Here is a 15,552-nt window from a genome sequence, read left to right on the forward strand (position 1 = left end):
GATTTTTTTAAACTAGCCGATATCAATGTCATCAATTTTCACTTCAAGCTCGAGACTGGTTGTGAATCCGCTATCACTGATGCTATTCGTGACGGTCGTGATAATCCAGGCAGCGTCATCAATCTGCTGTTTAAACCCGGTAACTTTTACCGGTAGTTCAGGAAATAAATCTGCGCGGCCTTTGGCAAGCTGGATGGAGAATGACGCAGATCCTCGTTGTATGCGTTCCCATTCTGCTTTTGCTCTCCGTTCTGCATAGAATCTACTGGAATATTGTTTGCTGATGACAAGCACATTTTCATCAGATCCAACCAGATAATCTCCTTGCTTTGGTTCTGGCGCTTTCGTTGTTTTGGCTTTGGTTTTGTGACGACGCCGCGTAACCCTTACCGCTTCTTTTTTCTTTGGTTCACGAGTATTCAGCCAGTTTGTCTGCACCCCCGTATAAGCTCCACGATCAGCCAGGCTGAAGCGATGGCCATCACCAACTGAGCGAGTAATAGTCATAACCGGCAATGGCTTACCGCTGGCGGTTTTTCCCTGCCCCTGGCGAATAAACAGAAGGCTGCCATTTTTTATTGCGGCAATCGCGCCATACTCTTTAGCCAGGCGCATCAGAAAACTGCCATCAGATTCATTGGTCTGGTCGAAATGTTCAACTTTCTGAGGTTCCAGCTCTTTCCCCATCGCTGCGGTGAGTTTGTGCCGGGCGGCTATTTCATTGACCACTGCGGCAACCGTGGTTTCATGCCATGAACGCTCACGCTTGATGTTCAGCGTTTCCCTGAAATCGGCACTGCGGCCCCGAACGGTCAGCCGGTCAGGACTCCCCGCATGCTCCACCTCATCAACGGTAAATTTTCCTTTAACAATTAAGGGTTCGTTTTGCCAGCCCAGCGCCAGTGACAGCACGGCACCACGGCGAGGTAGTTGCAACTGCCCATCAGCATCGTCCAGCTCAATATCTAACTGGTCAGCCTCAAACCCACGGTTGTCGGTATGCGTCAGTGAAATCAGGCGTGGTTCCAGTGAGCTGGTAATATCCTTATCATCCAGCGTCACCCGGTATGCCGGAATCAGGGCAACTCCAGTCACCAGACTAAAATCGGTCATGAAAGAACTCCCTCTGCAATGGTCGTTGCCTGGTCTTTGAAATATGTCAGCTGGCCAGATAAATCACCCAGCAAGGGGATTGATAATTCATCTATACGTTTTAGTGCGATGGTGAATTCAATCTTTCTGGCTGGACCATTACTGAAAAACTCACTTCTTGTCTGGTTTATACTCTCAATGACATACATACCGTAGATAGTTCCTGACCCCTCAATTAGTGGCCAGCCTTTACCTGTTTCCGCCATAAGTTGCAGGCTCAGCAGCGAAAGGTTTCCCCCGGTAATAAATGGCATAAGAACCCCGGACAGAGTGATGGTATCCGTGTCAGGTCCCAGAAACTGCAACGTGGGGCGCTTACCAACCCGATTATTGCTGGCGTGCCGCCATTGTTGCTGGTATTGCAGTTCCTGATAAGGCACCGTTTTCAGCATAAAAACGAACATACCTAGTATCATCATCATTAGTTAAAATCCCCCTGGTCTCTGAAACTGCTGCGGGTACGGGCGGCCGCTTTGCGGTTAAGCTCATCCAGCTGGCGGGCCACTTCACGGGCAATATCGTTGGGGCTTTGATTTGGCCCCGGATGAATATTGATATTAATCTGACCCATTACCGGGGCCGCAGTTGTACCTCCGTTCTGACGTACGGGCTGGGCACTTTCACGATATTCCTGGACTGGCAGACTGAATGGATGCAATGGTTTTGCCGCAACTGGCATAGCCAGACTACCAAATGCGAGCGCAGTTGCTCCGGCCAGCGCAGCGGTTCGGCGTCGACTGGTGATATTCGCCGGGCCGTTTATCAGTTCAGGACCATTTTCACCCACAATGCCGAACTGGCCACGCGGTATTACCCCCCCTGAGTCATAAGCTCCTGCATATGGATTCAACCCTTTTTTTGCTGGTTGAGTTTGGTAAATATTGTATGCAGGGGTTTTAGTATCTGACTTTAACCAGTCAGGAATTAAATCGGTAACCGACGAAATTTTAGCTTTAAGACTGTCCCATTTTTCACTGATTCCACTCATCAGACCGTCAATAAGTGCAGTCCCTGCAGCTTTAAACCGTTCGGGTAAAGCGCCTATATCTGTAATAATTTCATTCCATTTAGTTGTCATCCATGTACGTATGCTACTAAGAGCAGATCCTACAGTTGCAGAAATTCCATTCCAGAGCGTAGATATTTTTGGCCCCAATGTTTCCCAGTTTTGCCAGATATAAATACCAGCCAGTGCAATCAATGACAAAATTGCCAGTATTGGGTTTGCCATTGCAGCCCGTCCCAACCATAAGACTGCATTACCTGCCATTTTTAACCCTGTACTCAGTAGTGATAGCCCACTGGTTAACATCGGAAGCTGAATACCTATGGTTGAAATAGATAACCGAAGTATTGCGAACGGCCCGATCACACCCGCAATAGCAATTGCTAAAACCCCCAAAATCGCAGTGGTTGCAGCAAATATCGCAATTGTTTTGAATATTACCGAAGTAAGCTGTGGGTGTTTTTGTACAAACTCACCCAAACCATTAGCTAAGCTACCAATCCAGTCAGCCAGTTGTTTTATTTGTGGAGCTACCGTTCCGCCAATAGCAGCAAGGGAATTAGTAAACGACCCGCTGGCGGCTTCCCATCGGTTGCCAAGGGTTTTAAGTTGGGAGTCTACACGTTCACGTAGTGAAGCTTGCGACTGCAATTTATCACCAGCCTCACGATATCCATCAATACCCTTGTCTATCATGATATTTAGAACCTGGAGTGTTTCAGCATCGTCCCCAAAAATACTTTTGAGTGTGCTGAGCTTCATCTCGGTCGATAGACTTTTTATTTTAGATAACTGCTTATAAAGATTGTCCAGACCGGCGAATTCACCTTTTCCATCACTGAAATTCAGTTTGATATTATAACCAGCGGCTTTCAGATCATCATTAGCCCCGGTCACCTTGTCACGATTCATAGATGCCTGAAAGACCTTGCGATAGGCGTTACCAGCTGACTCTCCAGCCATACCTGTTTGGTCTGCCATAACTAGTAAAGGAGCCAAGGCTTTAGCCGCATCCAGACCTTTAACTTTTAGAATTGACATTGCGCTGGATATTTTTGCATATCCATTAAGCATATTGTTAGGATCAACACCTGCATAGAATCCTTTCTGGATCACATCCATCAGACCCATCATATCTTTTTCTGCAGTTCCGGTTGCATCCTGCAGTTTTGCCGCAAATTCAGCTGCTTCAGTAGCTGGCATTTTTAGCTGAACGCCAAGATAAGCAGTTGCCTCGCCAAGACCGCCAAGTATTGCAGTGGCAGACATACCCTGGCGGCGCAGCATTGTCATCATGTTCTGAAAGTCAGCAGTGGTTCCCGGCAGGCGATCGCCGAGCTGCAATGCTAGCCGATTAATTTGTTCAAATTCTGGAAGGATTTTTGCACCAGGCCCCATCATTGACGCGGCTAATTGAGTCGCAGCATCTTCAGATTCCGAATAAGCTTTTACCGGTGCCAGTAGAGGCATTGCTGTTGCCACACCTGTTGCAAGCATTCCTGCACCTGTCCCAGCAATTTCATTTCGTAATGTTTTTGTTTTATTAAACGTTTCTCTGGCAGCCGTTAGTTTCCTCTGTTGTTCACCGGCACGCCTGAGGCGGGTTTCCTGCTCAGACAACTGGCGGTTATAGCGTTCTGTTTCACGGGCAATACGGGCGGTGGCGCTGGCCCCGTCATTTGCGGAAATACCAGCACGGTAAAGTTCGGCACGTACCTGTGCGGTTTTAGTCTGGAGTTTGCCCTGGCGTTCTTCCAGGCGCTGAACTGCAAGGCGCTGTTTTTCCAGTGCCAGTACCTGACGCTGTGATGGCGGGCCGGATGCGCCCAGCTCTTGATTCATCAGGCTGGCTTTCTGGCGGGCATAGTTGAGGCGGTCACCCAGCTTCTGGTTTTCTGCCTGGAGTTTTTTGAAACCGTCCAGTTTCGCACTGGTCTGGTTGAGCAAGGTTAAGGCATCACGGGATTTTTTTACCGACGCGGCCAGCTCCTGGGTGCTGGCACGCGCCTGTTTAAACGGACGGGTAAGTTTGTCGATGGCACTCATCACGACCTGTAAACGCAGGTTACGGTCATTCATCTGTGGCGGCTCCGCTTCGCATGATTGCTTTATGCCGCCACGCCAGAACCTCCGTCAGTGACATTTCACCGGTTACAGCGGGCGGCCAGTGAAAGATGGTGGCGATATCTGCCACCAGGTCATCAACCGTCAGTTCTGTGGGGAATCCAACATCACCGACTTCGGCAACAAAAAACTGACCAGCTCCACAGACAGCTGCAGCAGGTCGGCAGGCTCCATCAACATGATTTCGGTTTTGGTGAGTGTCGGCGTGGTGACACGGGGCAGCACAATCATCATTGAATCCACATCCATATCCATCAGCGCCTGCAAGCGGGTGCCGCGCAGTGCGCCTGACTGAGGCTTACGGACAATGATTTCAGTGATGGTCACTGCACCACGCAGAAGCGGATTATCCAGTTTCACTGTGGCTTCGGTTTTTGGCAGTTCGGTGTTTTCGGTAATTGCAATATCGTCTTTCATGGGGTTTATCCGTTTACATCAGAAGAATGGAACAGGCGCAGCAACCGCGCCCGTATTGATTACAGACCAATGGCGGCGCGGTGTGCTTCCAGCAGGTCCTTACCGTCGACAATCCAGATCATGTTGATGAGGTCCACTTCATAAATGACCTCGCCATTAATGGTCAGCTTGGCGTAGGTGTTGGTGCCGGACACCTTGGTGGTGGAGCTGTCTCCCTGCTTAAACTCACCGGAGTCCAGCTCTTTATGACGGCCACGGGTGACCAGCTCCAGCGCCTGAACTTCACCGGTATCATCGCGCTGAATAGAGGCAGTAAAACGTAGCATGATGCCGTCAGCCGTGACGGTGCCCAGTTGCTTAAACAGCAGCGCTTCGGTACCGCCGATAGAAAATTCCGTATCCAGCGCACCATCATCCAGCCCCAGACTGATATCCACGGCACCGGGCATACCGCCGCCGCGGTACTTCTCAAACTTTTCCGTCAGTTTAGGCAGGGTCAGTGATTCGACAATCCCCACCCAGTTGACCCCTGCATTAAACAGGTTCAGGTATTTCACTTTGCGTGGCAGAGCCATTTAATCTCCTTAGCCGTTTGCCTGGCTGACGAATGTCATCAGATATTTGTCGGTGATACGCTGACGCAGTAACAGATTTTCCAGCGGTGGAACCGGCGTGTAGTCGTAATCAATGGTGAGCTTCCCGGCCTTCAGCGTGTCTTTGCTGTTGGCATCCTCACTAATCCAGGCTTCACCACCCAGCAGATAACCCTGGCTGACCAGTTCGCGGAGTTTGGCGTTAATGCCTTCGACGATATCGCGGGCCAGTGACGGGGTGAGGGTCTGGTCCATTGCCCAGAAATGCGCCTCTGCCATGGTGTCCATCAGCACCTGCGCGGTACGGGTGTAACACTCAAACTGGAACAGCGGGTCGGCACTGAGCGTACGCACCCCCCAGAAGCGGAAGCCATCACGACGAATCAGCGTGGTGACATCCTTGCCGTTGAGCAGACCCGCATCGGTATTCGGGTCCTGCAAATCCCAGAACACATCCTGTGAAATGCCGGTCACACCCTGCACGACTTCATTAGACAGGCACTTATGCCAGCCCTTCTGGTCATCAACCAGCGCACGCAGACCCAGCGCACGGGCGGTTGCCCAGGCGGTGGCTTCGGCGTTCTTTGCCGTATCCCAGCTGAGAAAATCAGGCCAGATCAGCATGGCTTCTCGGTCGCCAAAATTATCGCGGTAGTTCATGGCCTCCACGATGTTCTTGCAGTCCCATGCCGAGATATAGGCAAAGGCCCGCAGTTTTTTTGCGGTCGCAATCAGTTCAGCGGCCACCGGTTGACTGTCCAGTCCTGGTGCGCCCAGAATGCGCGGGTTTACCGCCAGCTTTTGCTGAGCGGTAAGCAGTGCTTTCATACCCGTTGGGGAACTGACCGCCACCGATGCCGCCGTGCCGTTTTTCACCACCGGCGTATGGGCTGCATCCAGACCCAGCAGCGGGCCTAAGTCGGTTTCACTGGTAACCGCCTGCGCGGCGGCCACTTTCGAATTCACCCCGGTAGATACCGACGTGACAATAAAGGTCCCGGCTGACTGGTCCCATGCCACGGTGGCACCCGCCAGTTTCGCGGTGACCGCTGCCGCCACCGCTGCAAGGTCTGCCGCCCCGGAGAAGTCCAGCCCGGTGACGGTTTTCAGCGCGCCATCAATGGTGATTTTCAGTGAGCCATTTTTGACGACGGTAAAGCGGGCGATCGCCTTTTCTGCCGTGCTCAGTGCGGGGCTGGTCAGCGTACCGGAGGTGGCAGGATTACTGCCGCTGATATCCACCCCCACCACCGCAACAGGTGCGTGGGCGGTATCCAGCGCCAGCAATGGACCAACGTCGGTCACGACATTCACCGGCATGGCCACACCTAATAAAGAAGGAATACCCGTGGAGGCCGAGGCAACAATAAAGCTCTCCCCGTTCCAGGCAATAGTGGCACCTGTGAGCTTGGCACTGATGACAGCGGCAACAGCAGCCATGTTTGCGGCGTCGGTGCCAGAGGCAATACCGGACAAATCCACATCCACAAAGGTCTGCACCGTACCGTCGACATTGATTTTCAGAATGCCACTTTTCACCGCGCTGAATTTTGCAAAGGCCAGATCAGACAGGGTAAGGGCGGCCCCCGTCAGGGTAGCTGATGTGGCAGGTGTGGCTGCCCCGGAAACTGCGGCACCAATCACATTACTGGTGGTTTCGGCAGCGGTGACGCCTTCTTTCACACGTACCACCACAACAACCGGATTGGTCTGGTCGGCGATAGCACTCAGTGCGTTATACAACGTGCCTTTACGACCGGCGCGGGCCATGGCTGAATTGATGTTGGTGATCAGGACGGCTTTGTCTAACGGGAATGTTTCAGCGTCAGCATCATCAGCGGTACAGACCATACCGATGATGCCCGTTGAAATCGTGCGGATAGTGCGGGTGCCATCGTTGATTTCGATGACGCGGGCACCATGATGATAGTCTTGCATGTTGCGGCTCTCCTCATGAGGTTCTGCCACATCATGAAGCGAACACAAACAACAGGCACTTTCCCGCCATTGTGTCAGCACTCACACAACAACCATAAAAAAGGCCTCACAGATGGAGGCCATGGCTATTCTACAAAAGGTTCATCTATAAATTAATTCAAAACCTCTGGCGGTGCGGTAGGTAAAGGTTGGTTGCCATCAGCATTTTTGATGTACGCGCGAAGATCTTTCCGATAATTGGTCCAGGCAGCCAGTTCAGCTTTTACCGTCACTTCTGTCGTACCGTCAAAATCATCATCCTGAATCTGCTCATTCAACGCTGTGATTTTATTTGATGCATTCTCATATGCAGCTTGCGCGGTAAGTAGGTTTTTAGCCGCAAGCTCGTCAGGGGTTAATTCAGGTTCTGGCGGCGCGGTAAATTGCCCGTTTGCATAGCCCCAGCCTATCCCAACCCCGTCAGGTGCGCGAATGGCTTCCCCCTTGTCTGGTGCCCAGTCAGGTTCACCTTCCCACATAATAACGTTAATTACGGACTCATTTTTTACGATTGCGTAAACATTGTTCATTATGCAAACTCCAGTATTACTGCCACGCCGGGCGCACCATTCCCACCATTACGCTTAGTACCTGAGAAGCCAGTATCGTAAGCTCCGCCACCACCTGCACCATACACAATTGAAGAAATTCCAGCATTTTGACCAGAGCGGCCTCCAGTTCCCCACAAACTACCACCACCCATTCCGCTAATTAGGTAAGCTCCTGACTGACCATCTCCTCCATGACCACCTGGGATATTCATGATGCCGCCAGTTGCCGTACCACTTGTACCACCAGGCGTGGATGTTACGCTTGTGTATCCACCGCCACCCCCGCCCCCTGCGGCCATTCCTGCGAACGTAGTGCTCCCGCCAGCAAGTTCCGCAGCACCGCCAGCACCTATCGTGATTGCTTTATTTGTGGCATCAGCAAGGTTAAGGAGGCCGATACAAGTCCCCCCCGCGCCTCCTCCAGCGCCAGAGAAAGTGGAGCCTGTGGTTGTTGCAGAGCAGCTACCGCCAGCCCCACCACCACCGGTAATGATTGCCAGCACTTTTTTCGTGCCAGGCGTTGCTGCGTATGTCGTGGAAGCCGTAATAATCTTAACGCCAATCAGCCGTCCGACCGCATCGCTTGCCAGGCCTCCTACCAAACCAAGATATGAAAGTACGGCAGTTGCATCCGCTTTCCCCAGCATAGCGCGGACAAATGCTGACAGGTCAGCAACGGCCATCGTATCCGTACCCGTGAAATAAGGCAGTTTGTTGGCCCCATTCGCCAGCCCGGCCAGTGCTGTCAAAGTGGCATCCTGCGGCTGCTTAGCTGCCAGCGCGTTCGTCATCGTGGTGGAAAAATTCGCATCATTTCCCAGGGCTGCGGCGAGTTCTTTGAGTGTATCAAGTGCTGCAGGTGAGGCGTTGACCAGTGCAGCAACAGCTGCGTGCACAAACTGCGTGTTCGCCAGCTGTAACGTATTGGTGCCAGGTGCTGCGGTTGGTGCAGTGGGTAAACCGCTCAGTGCAGGGCTGGCCAGCGGTGCTTTGGCAGCAAGGGCAGCCGTCATTGTGGCGGCAAAGTTAGCATCATTGCCGAGTGCTGCGGCCAGCTCGCCCAACGTATCCAGCACACCGGGTGCGGAGTTAATCAGCGAGGCAATCGCCGACAGCACAAACTGGGTGTTCGCCAGTTGCTGGGTATTGGTGCCCGGTGGCGCGGTCGGCGCAGTCGGGACACCACTCAGTGCAGGACTGGCCAGCGGGGCTTTGAGGTTAGTCGCATCCATCACCGTTTTTACCGCTTTTGGGGTGGCGGCCTGCGTTTCTGAGGCGTTATTCGTTGCGCTGTTTAGTTGCGTAAAGCCTTTAGCAGTCAGTGTCGCATCAGGATGGTTACGAGATTTTTCATGTTTATCAATTTCAGAATCGACATAGTCTTGTGTCGCCATCACGGTGGAAGTGTCCATGGTGATGGTGATTGCCGTCACTTCACTGACCGCGATCACCATGCGAATCACCATCTTTCGCCCGGCACCTTCACTTAATGATGGCTTGTAGGTTTCAGCCATATTGCCCACGGCCAGCAATGTACCCGCCGCATCATATAGCGCCATTTCACGCAGCCAGAAACCGCCGGTTTCCGGTGGAATAACCAGTTCAGCAATAATGTTTTTCGGGTCACTGGCATCAATACTGGCTTTGTTGATGGAGGCGCGATGTACCTCATTAACCAGCCTTGTCTGGGCCGGGGTCGGTGTGGGCAAGGTTCCGCCGCCGTCACCCACGGCCATTTTCGCGGTATTGTCCAGCACGATACTGCCGGTGCCCGCCAGCACGGCGGCAATTTTTGCCGCACCGGCGGTGGTGATAATCGTTTTAAATTTCGCCATGATGATAGTTACCCTGGATAAACCGTAATAATGTCGCCGTCATAAATGATGCCACCGGTGTACAGATAACCAGGCACCTCCTGGACGATGTTGATTGAGCAGTGACGACTGACGGGTCTGGCGTCGCTGATGAGTCTGTCCATTTCTGTATTCATATCGGGTGTCATGCCACCGTCAGGCACCCCGATATCCAGTTCGAACGTGCCTGGCGTGGCGTTGTTCTCCCACCATTCGGTGATACCGATAATACGACCGAGAGGACCAACTGCGCTGCGGATAGCAGCGAGCGTGCCTTTACGTCGGTGAATAAAAAAGGCATCGCTGACGGCTTTTCGTTTGACGTTTTCCGCCCAGGCCTCATCCCACCGATCAACTGAAAATGCCCATGCCAGATAGGGCAAAAATTTCACTGGACATTTCCACGGATTCCACAAATCACGCAGCGGCACATTCAGGTCACTGATATCGCTACAGGCCTGTGCCAGCCGACGCTCAAGCGCTGACGACCCCGGCGGTAACAGGCTATTCATCGGTACCACCGATAGTGACGGTGGAGGCGGTGCAGTAAGCTGCTTTTGATTTATCCAGCACCATATCAGCGACCGGCGCGGTCAGCTCCACCCTCTGCACCCCTTCAACATGCAGTGCGCCGTAAATTGCCGATATGCGGATATCACGCCCCAGCCTGGACTGGGCTTTGATGTAAGCCTGTAACCGCTCGATCGCCGCCGCTTTGATGGGTTCGGCTTCCGGCCCCGGATAGAGATAAAGCTTTGCATCAATGGTGTAATTCACGATGGTGGCAGACTGCACCGTCACCCTGTCAGCCACCGGGCGCACACTTTCATCATTTAGCGCTTTATTAACAGCGGCAATCAGCTCCGTGGATGCCGTACCGTCACCTTCCCGCGACAGCACCGTGATGGTGACATTTGCCGGTGTAGGGCTGACAGCAGAGGCATCCGCCACACGGCCATCAGCACTGCGGGCATGGAATTCATAGGCCGCAGATGGCCCCGCAACGCTCAGCCCCTCCATCGCCGCCGGAATGCGCTGGCGTAAATCGCTGTCAGATTCCATCACGGCCGCCACCGGCGGTACCGCGTTCAGGTCCTCTGGCCTAATGACCAGGCGTTGCACATTATTGTTGGCGGCGAGCTGGTCGAGGTCAGACTGCATTGAGTACGCCACCATGACCGCCTGCGCGGCTTCATTGACGCGCTGGCGCAGCAGAATTTCACGGTAGGTATTTTCCTGTAACAGCTTCACCACCGGATCAGATTCCAGCGCCAGTGCGCGGGTGACTGCGGCCTGTTCGTCTGCAGGATAGAGCGCGATAAAGTTCGCTTTACGTTGTGCAAACAGGGCTTCAAAGTCCGGCACATCCACCACCTGCGGTGGCGGGAGTTGAGATAAATCGACAATGCTCACTGGTTTGCTCCCAGCCCGACAGAGAGATTAACCGGCCCGCCATCCACGTGGGTTCCGGTCAGGTCAACCACCATGGAGCCGTCAGTGGCGCTGGTAATATTGATGGTGGTCAGACGGATACGTGTCTCCCAGCGACACAACGCACCATAGGTTGCAGCCATCACCCGCAGGCGGGTTGCCGGGTTCTGCGCCTCATCTATGAGGTCAGGTATCAGCGATCCATATTCACGGCGCATCAACCGACTGCCGACCGGCGTTACCAGAATGTCACGCACCGACTGGCGTACATGGTCAAGCTCAGTAAGGCGCGTACCATCCTGCTGATTCATACCGAGATAACGCATCAGACTGGCCCTCCAGTATTCTCACCGCCTGACTTCACGCCAGTATGTTTATGGTCATCGACCTGAATACCGTTAGACGTCAGGCTACCTCCACTATGTGAAATATCGCCCTTCATCGTTCCCCCTTTTTGCACTTCCAGCGTGCCGGTGATGAGTTTGTTAGTGCAGACCACCTCCGGCGTATCCAGGGTGATCCGTGTTTCGGCTTTTACCAACACTACAGGGACTGTGGCCGTTATAGATTCCGAAGCCGTCACAACGGCTGTTTTAATACCGCTGGCGGTAAGCGCACTGGTTTTCGGTTCGTACTCAATTACTGCACCATCCGGGAATGTGATATGCAATGCGTCGGCAGAGGCTGATGGAGCAGGGTGATCACCAGAGTAAATGGCGGGCAATACAAATGCCGTGGTCAGGTCTCCCGCGATACTCAGCAACAACACCTGTTCATCCACAGATGGCGCCCACCATGTACGTGAACGTCCGGCACGGGAAGTCATCCAGTTCAGCCAGGTGGTTTGCAGCTCTCCCGTCTGCACACGGCATAACCCATCCTTTAAATTCACTTCAAGAACAGTGCCGGTGCGGATCAGATTATTGAGCAGTCGATAAATTTCCGTGATATCAGGTTTCATGGGGATATGCTGCCACGCGCATGGGGCCGGAATGCAGCCCCGGTTATTGTCTGATGGCTCACACAATGGATCAGGTTTTTGTCAGCCACGAAATTATCTGGTATTCGATGTGCTGCATATCGGCCTGGGTGAACCCCAGCAGCTGGCGCGATGGATACTGGACCTCCATATTCGGTCGAATACGGTCTTTAAGACCGTACTGGTGTACCTGCGCGATACGCTGAACCTGCGGGGCAAAGAAAACAGCGGCACCGTCAGCAGAGGCGTTCGTCAGCATGTAACGGCTGGTTCCCAGCTTTTTAAACATGCGGGTTTGTTTGTTCTTTACGCGTGAGCGAATACGGTTTTTTTTCACTTCAATAAAGCGCTGAATATCTCGCTTATAGAATGAGCGTACCGCGCTGCGTTCAATGTCAAATCCCGTCACCATGTCGCCGTGACGTCCCTTACGGAATTGCCAGTTTTTCAGGCTGCGCATCTGATCGCGCCAGAGAAACTTCATGCCCTGCTGGACCGTAATAAAACGGGCTTTACGTTTCGTGAATGGACTGCCGTCGGGGTTCTTCTGGGCGGCGATGCGTTTTAATTGCGTGCGGCGCAGGTCACGGGCTATTTCCTGCGCGAGCTGGCGACGACTACGACCGGAAAGTTTTTCCAGCAACGCAACCAGTTCACGGTCAACGTTCAGTGCATCATTTTGAGGTGAGCCAGTAATCATCACGCAGCTCCGGGTTATCAGGTTCAGGGACTGCGGCAACCACCATATTGTCCCCTGAAGGACTGACCACGACACGTTCTGTCAGCTTCAGGTCGATACTGAGATCGCAGGCGTTGTTATTGAGGATTACCGCTTCAAAAGAAATGCTGCTGTTTCGCAGGTCCGGGTTGGCCATAACGTCCGGTTGGTTGTCTCGCATCCACGCCAGCACAGTAGCCATCATCAGATTCTGATCTCCGGCAAACTCTGTCACCATTACATTCAGGGTGTAGCGATACTCCCATGACAGAGACGGGGCCAGCGTGCTGACCATGTTGCCGTCATCCACAAAAATATGCAGGTGATCTGGGTTTTCACGCAGATGGCTGACGGCTTCAGTCAGTGCGCGACGCAGGGAATCTGGCTTTTTCATGCTGCTGCTCCTGACAGTCCACAATCATATCGATGCGGGCGGCACACTGCGCCCAGGCATCTTCGGCGGTATTTTTTGCCGCCAGTAAATCACTGTTTGTCACCGGCTGGCTGGCTGTCAGGGTGCAGCGCGACACCGCCGGACAGGTAAGCGTGATAACCCTCACTTCCGGTAATGGCGGGGCGCTGTTGCAGCCGGATAACAGCATCAGGCAGACGAGTGTCAGCCCAGCGTTTAACTTCATGATTTTCATTTATCAATTCCTTTAAGCGCTGATCACGACCGGCCACAGCTGCTGCCAGTTTGTCATTCTGCTTTTGCAGAGTAAGCTGCAGACTGTCGTTGGCGCGGGCCATCAGGTCTATAGCCAGAAGCTGACCGTTTTTATCTGACAGTTGCTGCTTCAGTGTGCCAATGGTTTTGGCCTGTTCACCCACGGTGTCTGTTGCCGCATTCAGCTGCCAGCCCAGAAGAGCTGACAGCGCAATGACAACCACCAGTGCTACACTGAGGATACGTGGCATAACGGCTCACCTGACACCATCAGTAGGACCGAGCGCAGGAAACGAAAACCCAGCACCGCTGCCAGATAACACAGCGTGACTGTTAACATGCCTGAATTGATGAGACATGCAGCAACCAGCGCCGTCATTATCACAAACCGAAACTGTTTGCTCAGCCTGATGCGAACATCAAGGCCGAAAGCACGCCGGGTAAGAACTGCAAAACCGGTTTTATTACTATGCAACCACAGGAACTGACACACTGCACCCACGCAGATTAATAACGCACAGATGCCGACACCTAACCATGCCCAGAAGGCCACCACTGTTGTGGCAGCACTTTGCGGATACATAAATCCCAGTAAAATCATCACCAGTAATGAAATATCAAAAATCCACTTCAAACACTTTTTCATTTCCCTGCTCCTTTTAAACACCAGGCCCGTTCCCGTTCGCGTCGTTTCTCAAGCCCTGCGCTCCTGACACCGTTAACGTAAACCCAGCGTGGTAGTTGATCGCATGCCTGCCACCACTGCTGGCGATTAATGAATGACACCATCGTTGAGCGGCAGATTGCCCCTGTCCCGACGTTAAACCCTATACTGACAAGCGCATCGTAAACATGCTGCGGTGGGGCGACTAACAGGCAGGCCGCAAGACGTTTCTCAACCAGAAGTACATCACTGACCAGATTGCTGGCCGCCTGATGTTCCGTAATAACGCTACCCGGTTTCACCCCCGCGGTATGACCGACGCCGTTGGTCCAGACTCCTGCACTGCACTGATATGGTGCCAGGCGACAACCTTCAAAATCAGCGATCAGTTCCAGCCCCTGCGGTGAGGTGCGGAGTAGTTTGTAATCCGGTACCAGAGCAGCCAGTGCCAGTACCACGCCGATCAGGCAACGTTTAACGATTTGCGCGCTCATAAACCTCCCTGCTGATTTTTCCGGCAGCCAACAGCTGGAAGGTTTTGCGGCGGTAGTACCAACTGACGGTAAACATGCCCGCACCCAGTGCCATACCTACCGCTGCCGCTGCGTCCTGGATGGACCAACCACCCAACCAGGCAAGAAATACCGCAATCCAGTACACAATAAATGCCGTGACTTTTTCGATGGTCATGGTCAGTCCCATAGCTGTACGGTCTGGGCGATGGCCGCCGGCACGATGTCCGGCAGAACCACCTCCATCCCGTGGGGGAGAACAGGGCCTATATCAGCCAGCCCCGGATTGGCAGCCAGTACGCGCTCAGTCATCCCCTGCGTGCGGCCATAGTGCCGCCAGCAAATGGCATCTACCGTGTCATACTGCTGCGCCCGTACTTTCATCAGATAAGCTCCACTGTCATGCGCGGTTTATCCTGTAACCGACTCAGTGACCAGTTAACATCCCGCCACAGGTCATCCAGCGTACTGACCAGCTCATCAGCTTTTTTATTGCCGCTGCCGGTGGCATCAAAATCACGGTAACGCTCAGTCAGCGTGGCCTTGGTCCAGCACCAGACAGCGCGGCGGTACAATTGCAGGCGCTGGCTTTCACCATCAATTTCATCAGCCGGAACCTCAGCCAGAGAGGAGTAACCCGCTGCCATCTGTCGCTGTCTGAAGTCATGCAGTTCGGCGTTCACTTCAGCAATGGCAGTGAGTACCGCCTGCCTCAGTCGCGCCGGAGTCACGGTGCCATCAGTGCGCATTTCTGCCCGAAACTCTGAGATATCAAGGTCTGGCCAGAATGTGGTGTTGGTGATGATGTCCTTACCGCCGTCCGGTGCCGGTTCTGGTGCAACAAACTTCATTGTCTGCATGGCATCCTCTTAATAGTCGGGCGGTGGACGGGGTTTTGATGCGGCATT

The 15,552-nt window shown here is 53.2% G+C and carries 21 protein-coding genes and 3 pseudogenes; all 24 read right to left on the reverse strand.

What is annotated here, in order from left to right; translation table 11 throughout:
• Nucleotides 1–12 precede the first annotated feature (12 nt).
• The 24 genes and pseudogenes from IB214_RS05845 to IB214_RS05960 all read right to left on the reverse strand — a co-directional run bounded on the left by IB214_RS05845 (nt 13) and on the right by IB214_RS05960 (nt 15,495).
• Nucleotides 13–1,113: a phage late control D family protein gene (locus IB214_RS05845; protein WP_117343867.1), complete on the reverse strand. Its 1,101-nt coding sequence runs from the start codon at nt 1,111–1,113 to the stop codon at nt 13–15.
• Entirely contained in the window at nt 1,110–1,574 is a 465-nt protein-coding gene (locus tag IB214_RS05850) for a phage tail protein (protein ID WP_117343866.1), read from the reverse strand. Before IB214_RS05850 ends, IB214_RS05845 begins: the two co-directional genes overlap by 4 nt.
• Nucleotides 1,574–4,237 carry a phage tail tape measure protein gene (locus tag IB214_RS05855; RefSeq protein ID WP_188249412.1) on the reverse strand — a complete coding sequence of 888 codons (2,664 nt, stop codon included), beginning with the start codon at nt 4,235–4,237 and terminating at the stop codon, nt 1,574–1,576. The genes IB214_RS05850 and IB214_RS05855 overlap by 1 nt, the downstream gene beginning before the upstream one ends.
• Nucleotides 4,230–4,352 carry a GpE family phage tail protein gene (locus tag IB214_RS05860; RefSeq protein ID WP_074388356.1) on the reverse strand — a complete coding sequence of 41 codons (123 nt, stop codon included), beginning with the start codon at nt 4,350–4,352 and terminating at the stop codon, nt 4,230–4,232. The genes IB214_RS05855 and IB214_RS05860 overlap by 8 nt, the downstream gene beginning before the upstream one ends.
• A gap of 14 nt (nt 4,353–4,366) precedes the next feature.
• Entirely contained in the window at nt 4,367–4,699 is a 333-nt protein-coding gene (locus IB214_RS05865) for a phage tail assembly protein (RefSeq protein ID WP_117343863.1), read from the reverse strand.
• A 59-nt stretch (nt 4,700–4,758) separates the two neighbouring features.
• The gene (locus IB214_RS05870) at nt 4,759–5,274 is read right to left on the reverse strand and encodes a phage major tail tube protein (RefSeq protein ID WP_117343862.1); all 516 of its coding nucleotides are present in this window, start codon (nt 5,272–5,274) and stop codon (nt 4,759–4,761) included.
• Nucleotides 5,275–5,283: 9 nt separating this feature from the next.
• Nucleotides 5,284–6,126 (reverse strand): annotated as a pseudogene (locus IB214_RS05875) (phage tail sheath subtilisin-like domain-containing protein); the annotation flags it as partial.
• Between the two features lie 75 nt (nt 6,127–6,201).
• Nucleotides 6,202–6,936 (reverse strand): annotated as a pseudogene (locus tag IB214_RS05880) (DUF3383 family protein); the annotation flags it as partial.
• Nucleotides 6,928–7,230: pseudogene (locus tag IB214_RS05885) on the reverse strand (phage tail protein); the annotation flags it as partial. The pseudogenes IB214_RS05885 and IB214_RS05880, both read right to left, overlap by 9 nt.
• Nucleotides 7,231–7,382: 152 nt before the next feature.
• Nucleotides 7,383–7,799 carry a hypothetical protein gene (locus IB214_RS05890; RefSeq protein ID WP_188249411.1) on the reverse strand — a complete coding sequence of 139 codons (417 nt, stop codon included), beginning with the start codon at nt 7,797–7,799 and terminating at the stop codon, nt 7,383–7,385.
• On the reverse strand, nt 7,799–9,655 hold the full coding sequence (locus tag IB214_RS05895) for a phage tail protein (protein ID WP_348939485.1): 1,857 nt from the start codon (nt 9,653–9,655) through the stop codon (nt 7,799–7,801). Before IB214_RS05895 ends, IB214_RS05890 begins: the two co-directional genes overlap by 1 nt.
• 8 nt (nt 9,656–9,663) lie before the next feature.
• On the reverse strand, nt 9,664–10,185 hold the full coding sequence (locus IB214_RS05900; protein ID WP_117343877.1) for a phage tail protein I: 522 nt from the start codon (nt 10,183–10,185) through the stop codon (nt 9,664–9,666).
• Nucleotides 10,178–11,086, reverse strand: coding sequence for a baseplate assembly protein (locus IB214_RS05905; RefSeq protein WP_188249432.1), 909 nt, complete (start codon nt 11,084–11,086; stop codon nt 10,178–10,180). The genes IB214_RS05900 and IB214_RS05905 overlap by 8 nt, the downstream gene beginning before the upstream one ends.
• A complete protein-coding gene (locus tag IB214_RS05910; protein ID WP_117343879.1) occupies nt 11,083–11,433 on the reverse strand; it encodes a GPW/gp25 family protein in 351 nt (116 codons plus the stop codon). The genes IB214_RS05905 and IB214_RS05910 overlap by 4 nt, the downstream gene beginning before the upstream one ends.
• Nucleotides 11,430–12,065, reverse strand: coding sequence for a phage baseplate assembly protein V (locus IB214_RS05915; RefSeq protein WP_188249431.1), 636 nt, complete (start codon nt 12,063–12,065; stop codon nt 11,430–11,432). The genes IB214_RS05910 and IB214_RS05915 overlap by 4 nt, the downstream gene beginning before the upstream one ends.
• A gap of 70 nt (nt 12,066–12,135) precedes the next feature.
• Nucleotides 12,136–12,783: a phage virion morphogenesis protein gene (locus IB214_RS05920; protein WP_117343880.1), complete on the reverse strand. Its 648-nt coding sequence runs from the start codon at nt 12,781–12,783 to the stop codon at nt 12,136–12,138.
• Nucleotides 12,758–13,195: a phage tail protein gene (locus tag IB214_RS05925; RefSeq protein WP_117343881.1), complete on the reverse strand. Its 438-nt coding sequence runs from the start codon at nt 13,193–13,195 to the stop codon at nt 12,758–12,760. Before IB214_RS05925 ends, IB214_RS05920 begins: the two co-directional genes overlap by 26 nt.
• Nucleotides 13,158–13,403 carry an Rz1-like lysis system protein LysC gene (gene lysC, locus IB214_RS05930; RefSeq protein WP_223240412.1) on the reverse strand — a complete coding sequence of 82 codons (246 nt, stop codon included), beginning with the start codon at nt 13,401–13,403 and terminating at the stop codon, nt 13,158–13,160. The genes IB214_RS05925 and lysC overlap by 38 nt, the downstream gene beginning before the upstream one ends.
• Nucleotides 13,285–13,719 (reverse strand): Rz-like lysis system protein LysB, encoded by a 435-nt coding sequence (gene lysB, locus IB214_RS05935; protein WP_117343882.1) that lies wholly within the window; start codon nt 13,717–13,719, stop codon nt 13,285–13,287. Before lysB ends, lysC begins: the two co-directional genes overlap by 119 nt.
• The gene (locus IB214_RS05940; RefSeq protein ID WP_117343883.1) at nt 13,698–14,114 is read right to left on the reverse strand and encodes a DNZ54_00345 family protein; all 417 of its coding nucleotides are present in this window, start codon (nt 14,112–14,114) and stop codon (nt 13,698–13,700) included. The genes lysB and IB214_RS05940 overlap by 22 nt, the downstream gene beginning before the upstream one ends.
• Nucleotides 14,111–14,626 (reverse strand): lysozyme, encoded by a 516-nt coding sequence (locus tag IB214_RS05945; RefSeq protein WP_117343884.1) that lies wholly within the window; start codon nt 14,624–14,626, stop codon nt 14,111–14,113. Before IB214_RS05945 ends, IB214_RS05940 begins: the two co-directional genes overlap by 4 nt.
• A complete protein-coding gene (locus tag IB214_RS05950) occupies nt 14,607–14,822 on the reverse strand; it encodes an HP1 family phage holin (RefSeq protein WP_117343885.1) in 216 nt (71 codons plus the stop codon). Before IB214_RS05950 ends, IB214_RS05945 begins: the two co-directional genes overlap by 20 nt.
• Before the next feature lie 2 nt (nt 14,823–14,824).
• A complete protein-coding gene (locus tag IB214_RS05955) occupies nt 14,825–15,028 on the reverse strand; it encodes a tail protein X (RefSeq protein WP_117343886.1) in 204 nt (67 codons plus the stop codon).
• Complete coding sequence (locus tag IB214_RS05960; RefSeq protein WP_117343912.1) at nt 15,028–15,495, reverse strand: head completion/stabilization protein; 468 nt, start codon at nt 15,493–15,495, stop codon at nt 15,028–15,030. Before IB214_RS05960 ends, IB214_RS05955 begins: the two co-directional genes overlap by 1 nt.
• Nucleotides 15,496–15,552: the final 57 nt, after the last annotated feature.

This window comes from Citrobacter sp. C1, assembly GCF_014596895.2.
GTDB lineage: Bacteria > Pseudomonadota > Gammaproteobacteria > Enterobacterales > Enterobacteriaceae > Citrobacter > Citrobacter gillenii.

Coding starts and splice junctions, on each gene's coding strand:
- lysC (WP_223240412.1), bottom strand. CDS start 13,403: ATGCTGTTATCCGGCTGCAACAGCGCCCCGCCATTACCGGAAGTGAGG.
- IB214_RS05940 (WP_117343883.1), bottom strand. CDS start 14,114: ATGAAAAAGTGTTTGAAGTGGATTTTTGATATTTCATTACTGGTGATG.
- IB214_RS05850 (WP_117343866.1), bottom strand. CDS start 1,574: ATGATGATGATACTAGGTATGTTCGTTTTTATGCTGAAAACGGTGCCT.
- IB214_RS05865 (WP_117343863.1), bottom strand. CDS start 4,699: ATGAAAGACGATATTGCAATTACCGAAAACACCGAACTGCCAAAAACC.
- IB214_RS05915 (WP_188249431.1), bottom strand. CDS start 12,065: ATGAAACCTGATATCACGGAAATTTATCGACTGCTCAATAATCTGATC.
- IB214_RS05855 (WP_188249412.1), bottom strand. CDS start 4,237: ATGAATGACCGTAACCTGCGTTTACAGGTCGTGATGAGTGCCATCGAC.
- IB214_RS05900 (WP_117343877.1), bottom strand. CDS start 10,185: ATGAATAGCCTGTTACCGCCGGGGTCGTCAGCGCTTGAGCGTCGGCTG.
- IB214_RS05960 (WP_117343912.1), bottom strand. CDS start 15,495: ATGAAGTTTGTTGCACCAGAACCGGCACCGGACGGCGGTAAGGACATC.
- IB214_RS05945 (WP_117343884.1), bottom strand. CDS start 14,626: ATGAGCGCGCAAATCGTTAAACGTTGCCTGATCGGCGTGGTACTGGCA.
- IB214_RS05950 (WP_117343885.1), bottom strand. CDS start 14,822: ATGACCATCGAAAAAGTCACGGCATTTATTGTGTACTGGATTGCGGTA.
- IB214_RS05955 (WP_117343886.1), bottom strand. CDS start 15,028: ATGAAAGTACGGGCGCAGCAGTATGACACGGTAGATGCCATTTGCTGG.
- IB214_RS05925 (WP_117343881.1), bottom strand. CDS start 13,195: ATGAAAAAGCCAGATTCCCTGCGTCGCGCACTGACTGAAGCCGTCAGC.
- IB214_RS05870 (WP_117343862.1), bottom strand. CDS start 5,274: ATGGCTCTGCCACGCAAAGTGAAATACCTGAACCTGTTTAATGCAGGG.
- IB214_RS05895 (WP_348939485.1), bottom strand. CDS start 9,655: ATGGCGAAATTTAAAACGATTATCACCACCGCCGGTGCGGCAAAAATT.
- IB214_RS05890 (WP_188249411.1), bottom strand. CDS start 7,799: ATGAACAATGTTTACGCAATCGTAAAAAATGAGTCCGTAATTAACGTT.
- IB214_RS05920 (WP_117343880.1), bottom strand. CDS start 12,783: ATGATTACTGGCTCACCTCAAAATGATGCACTGAACGTTGACCGTGAA.
- IB214_RS05845 (WP_117343867.1), bottom strand. CDS start 1,113: ATGACCGATTTTAGTCTGGTGACTGGAGTTGCCCTGATTCCGGCATAC.
- lysB (WP_117343882.1), bottom strand. CDS start 13,719: ATGCCACGTATCCTCAGTGTAGCACTGGTGGTTGTCATTGCGCTGTCA.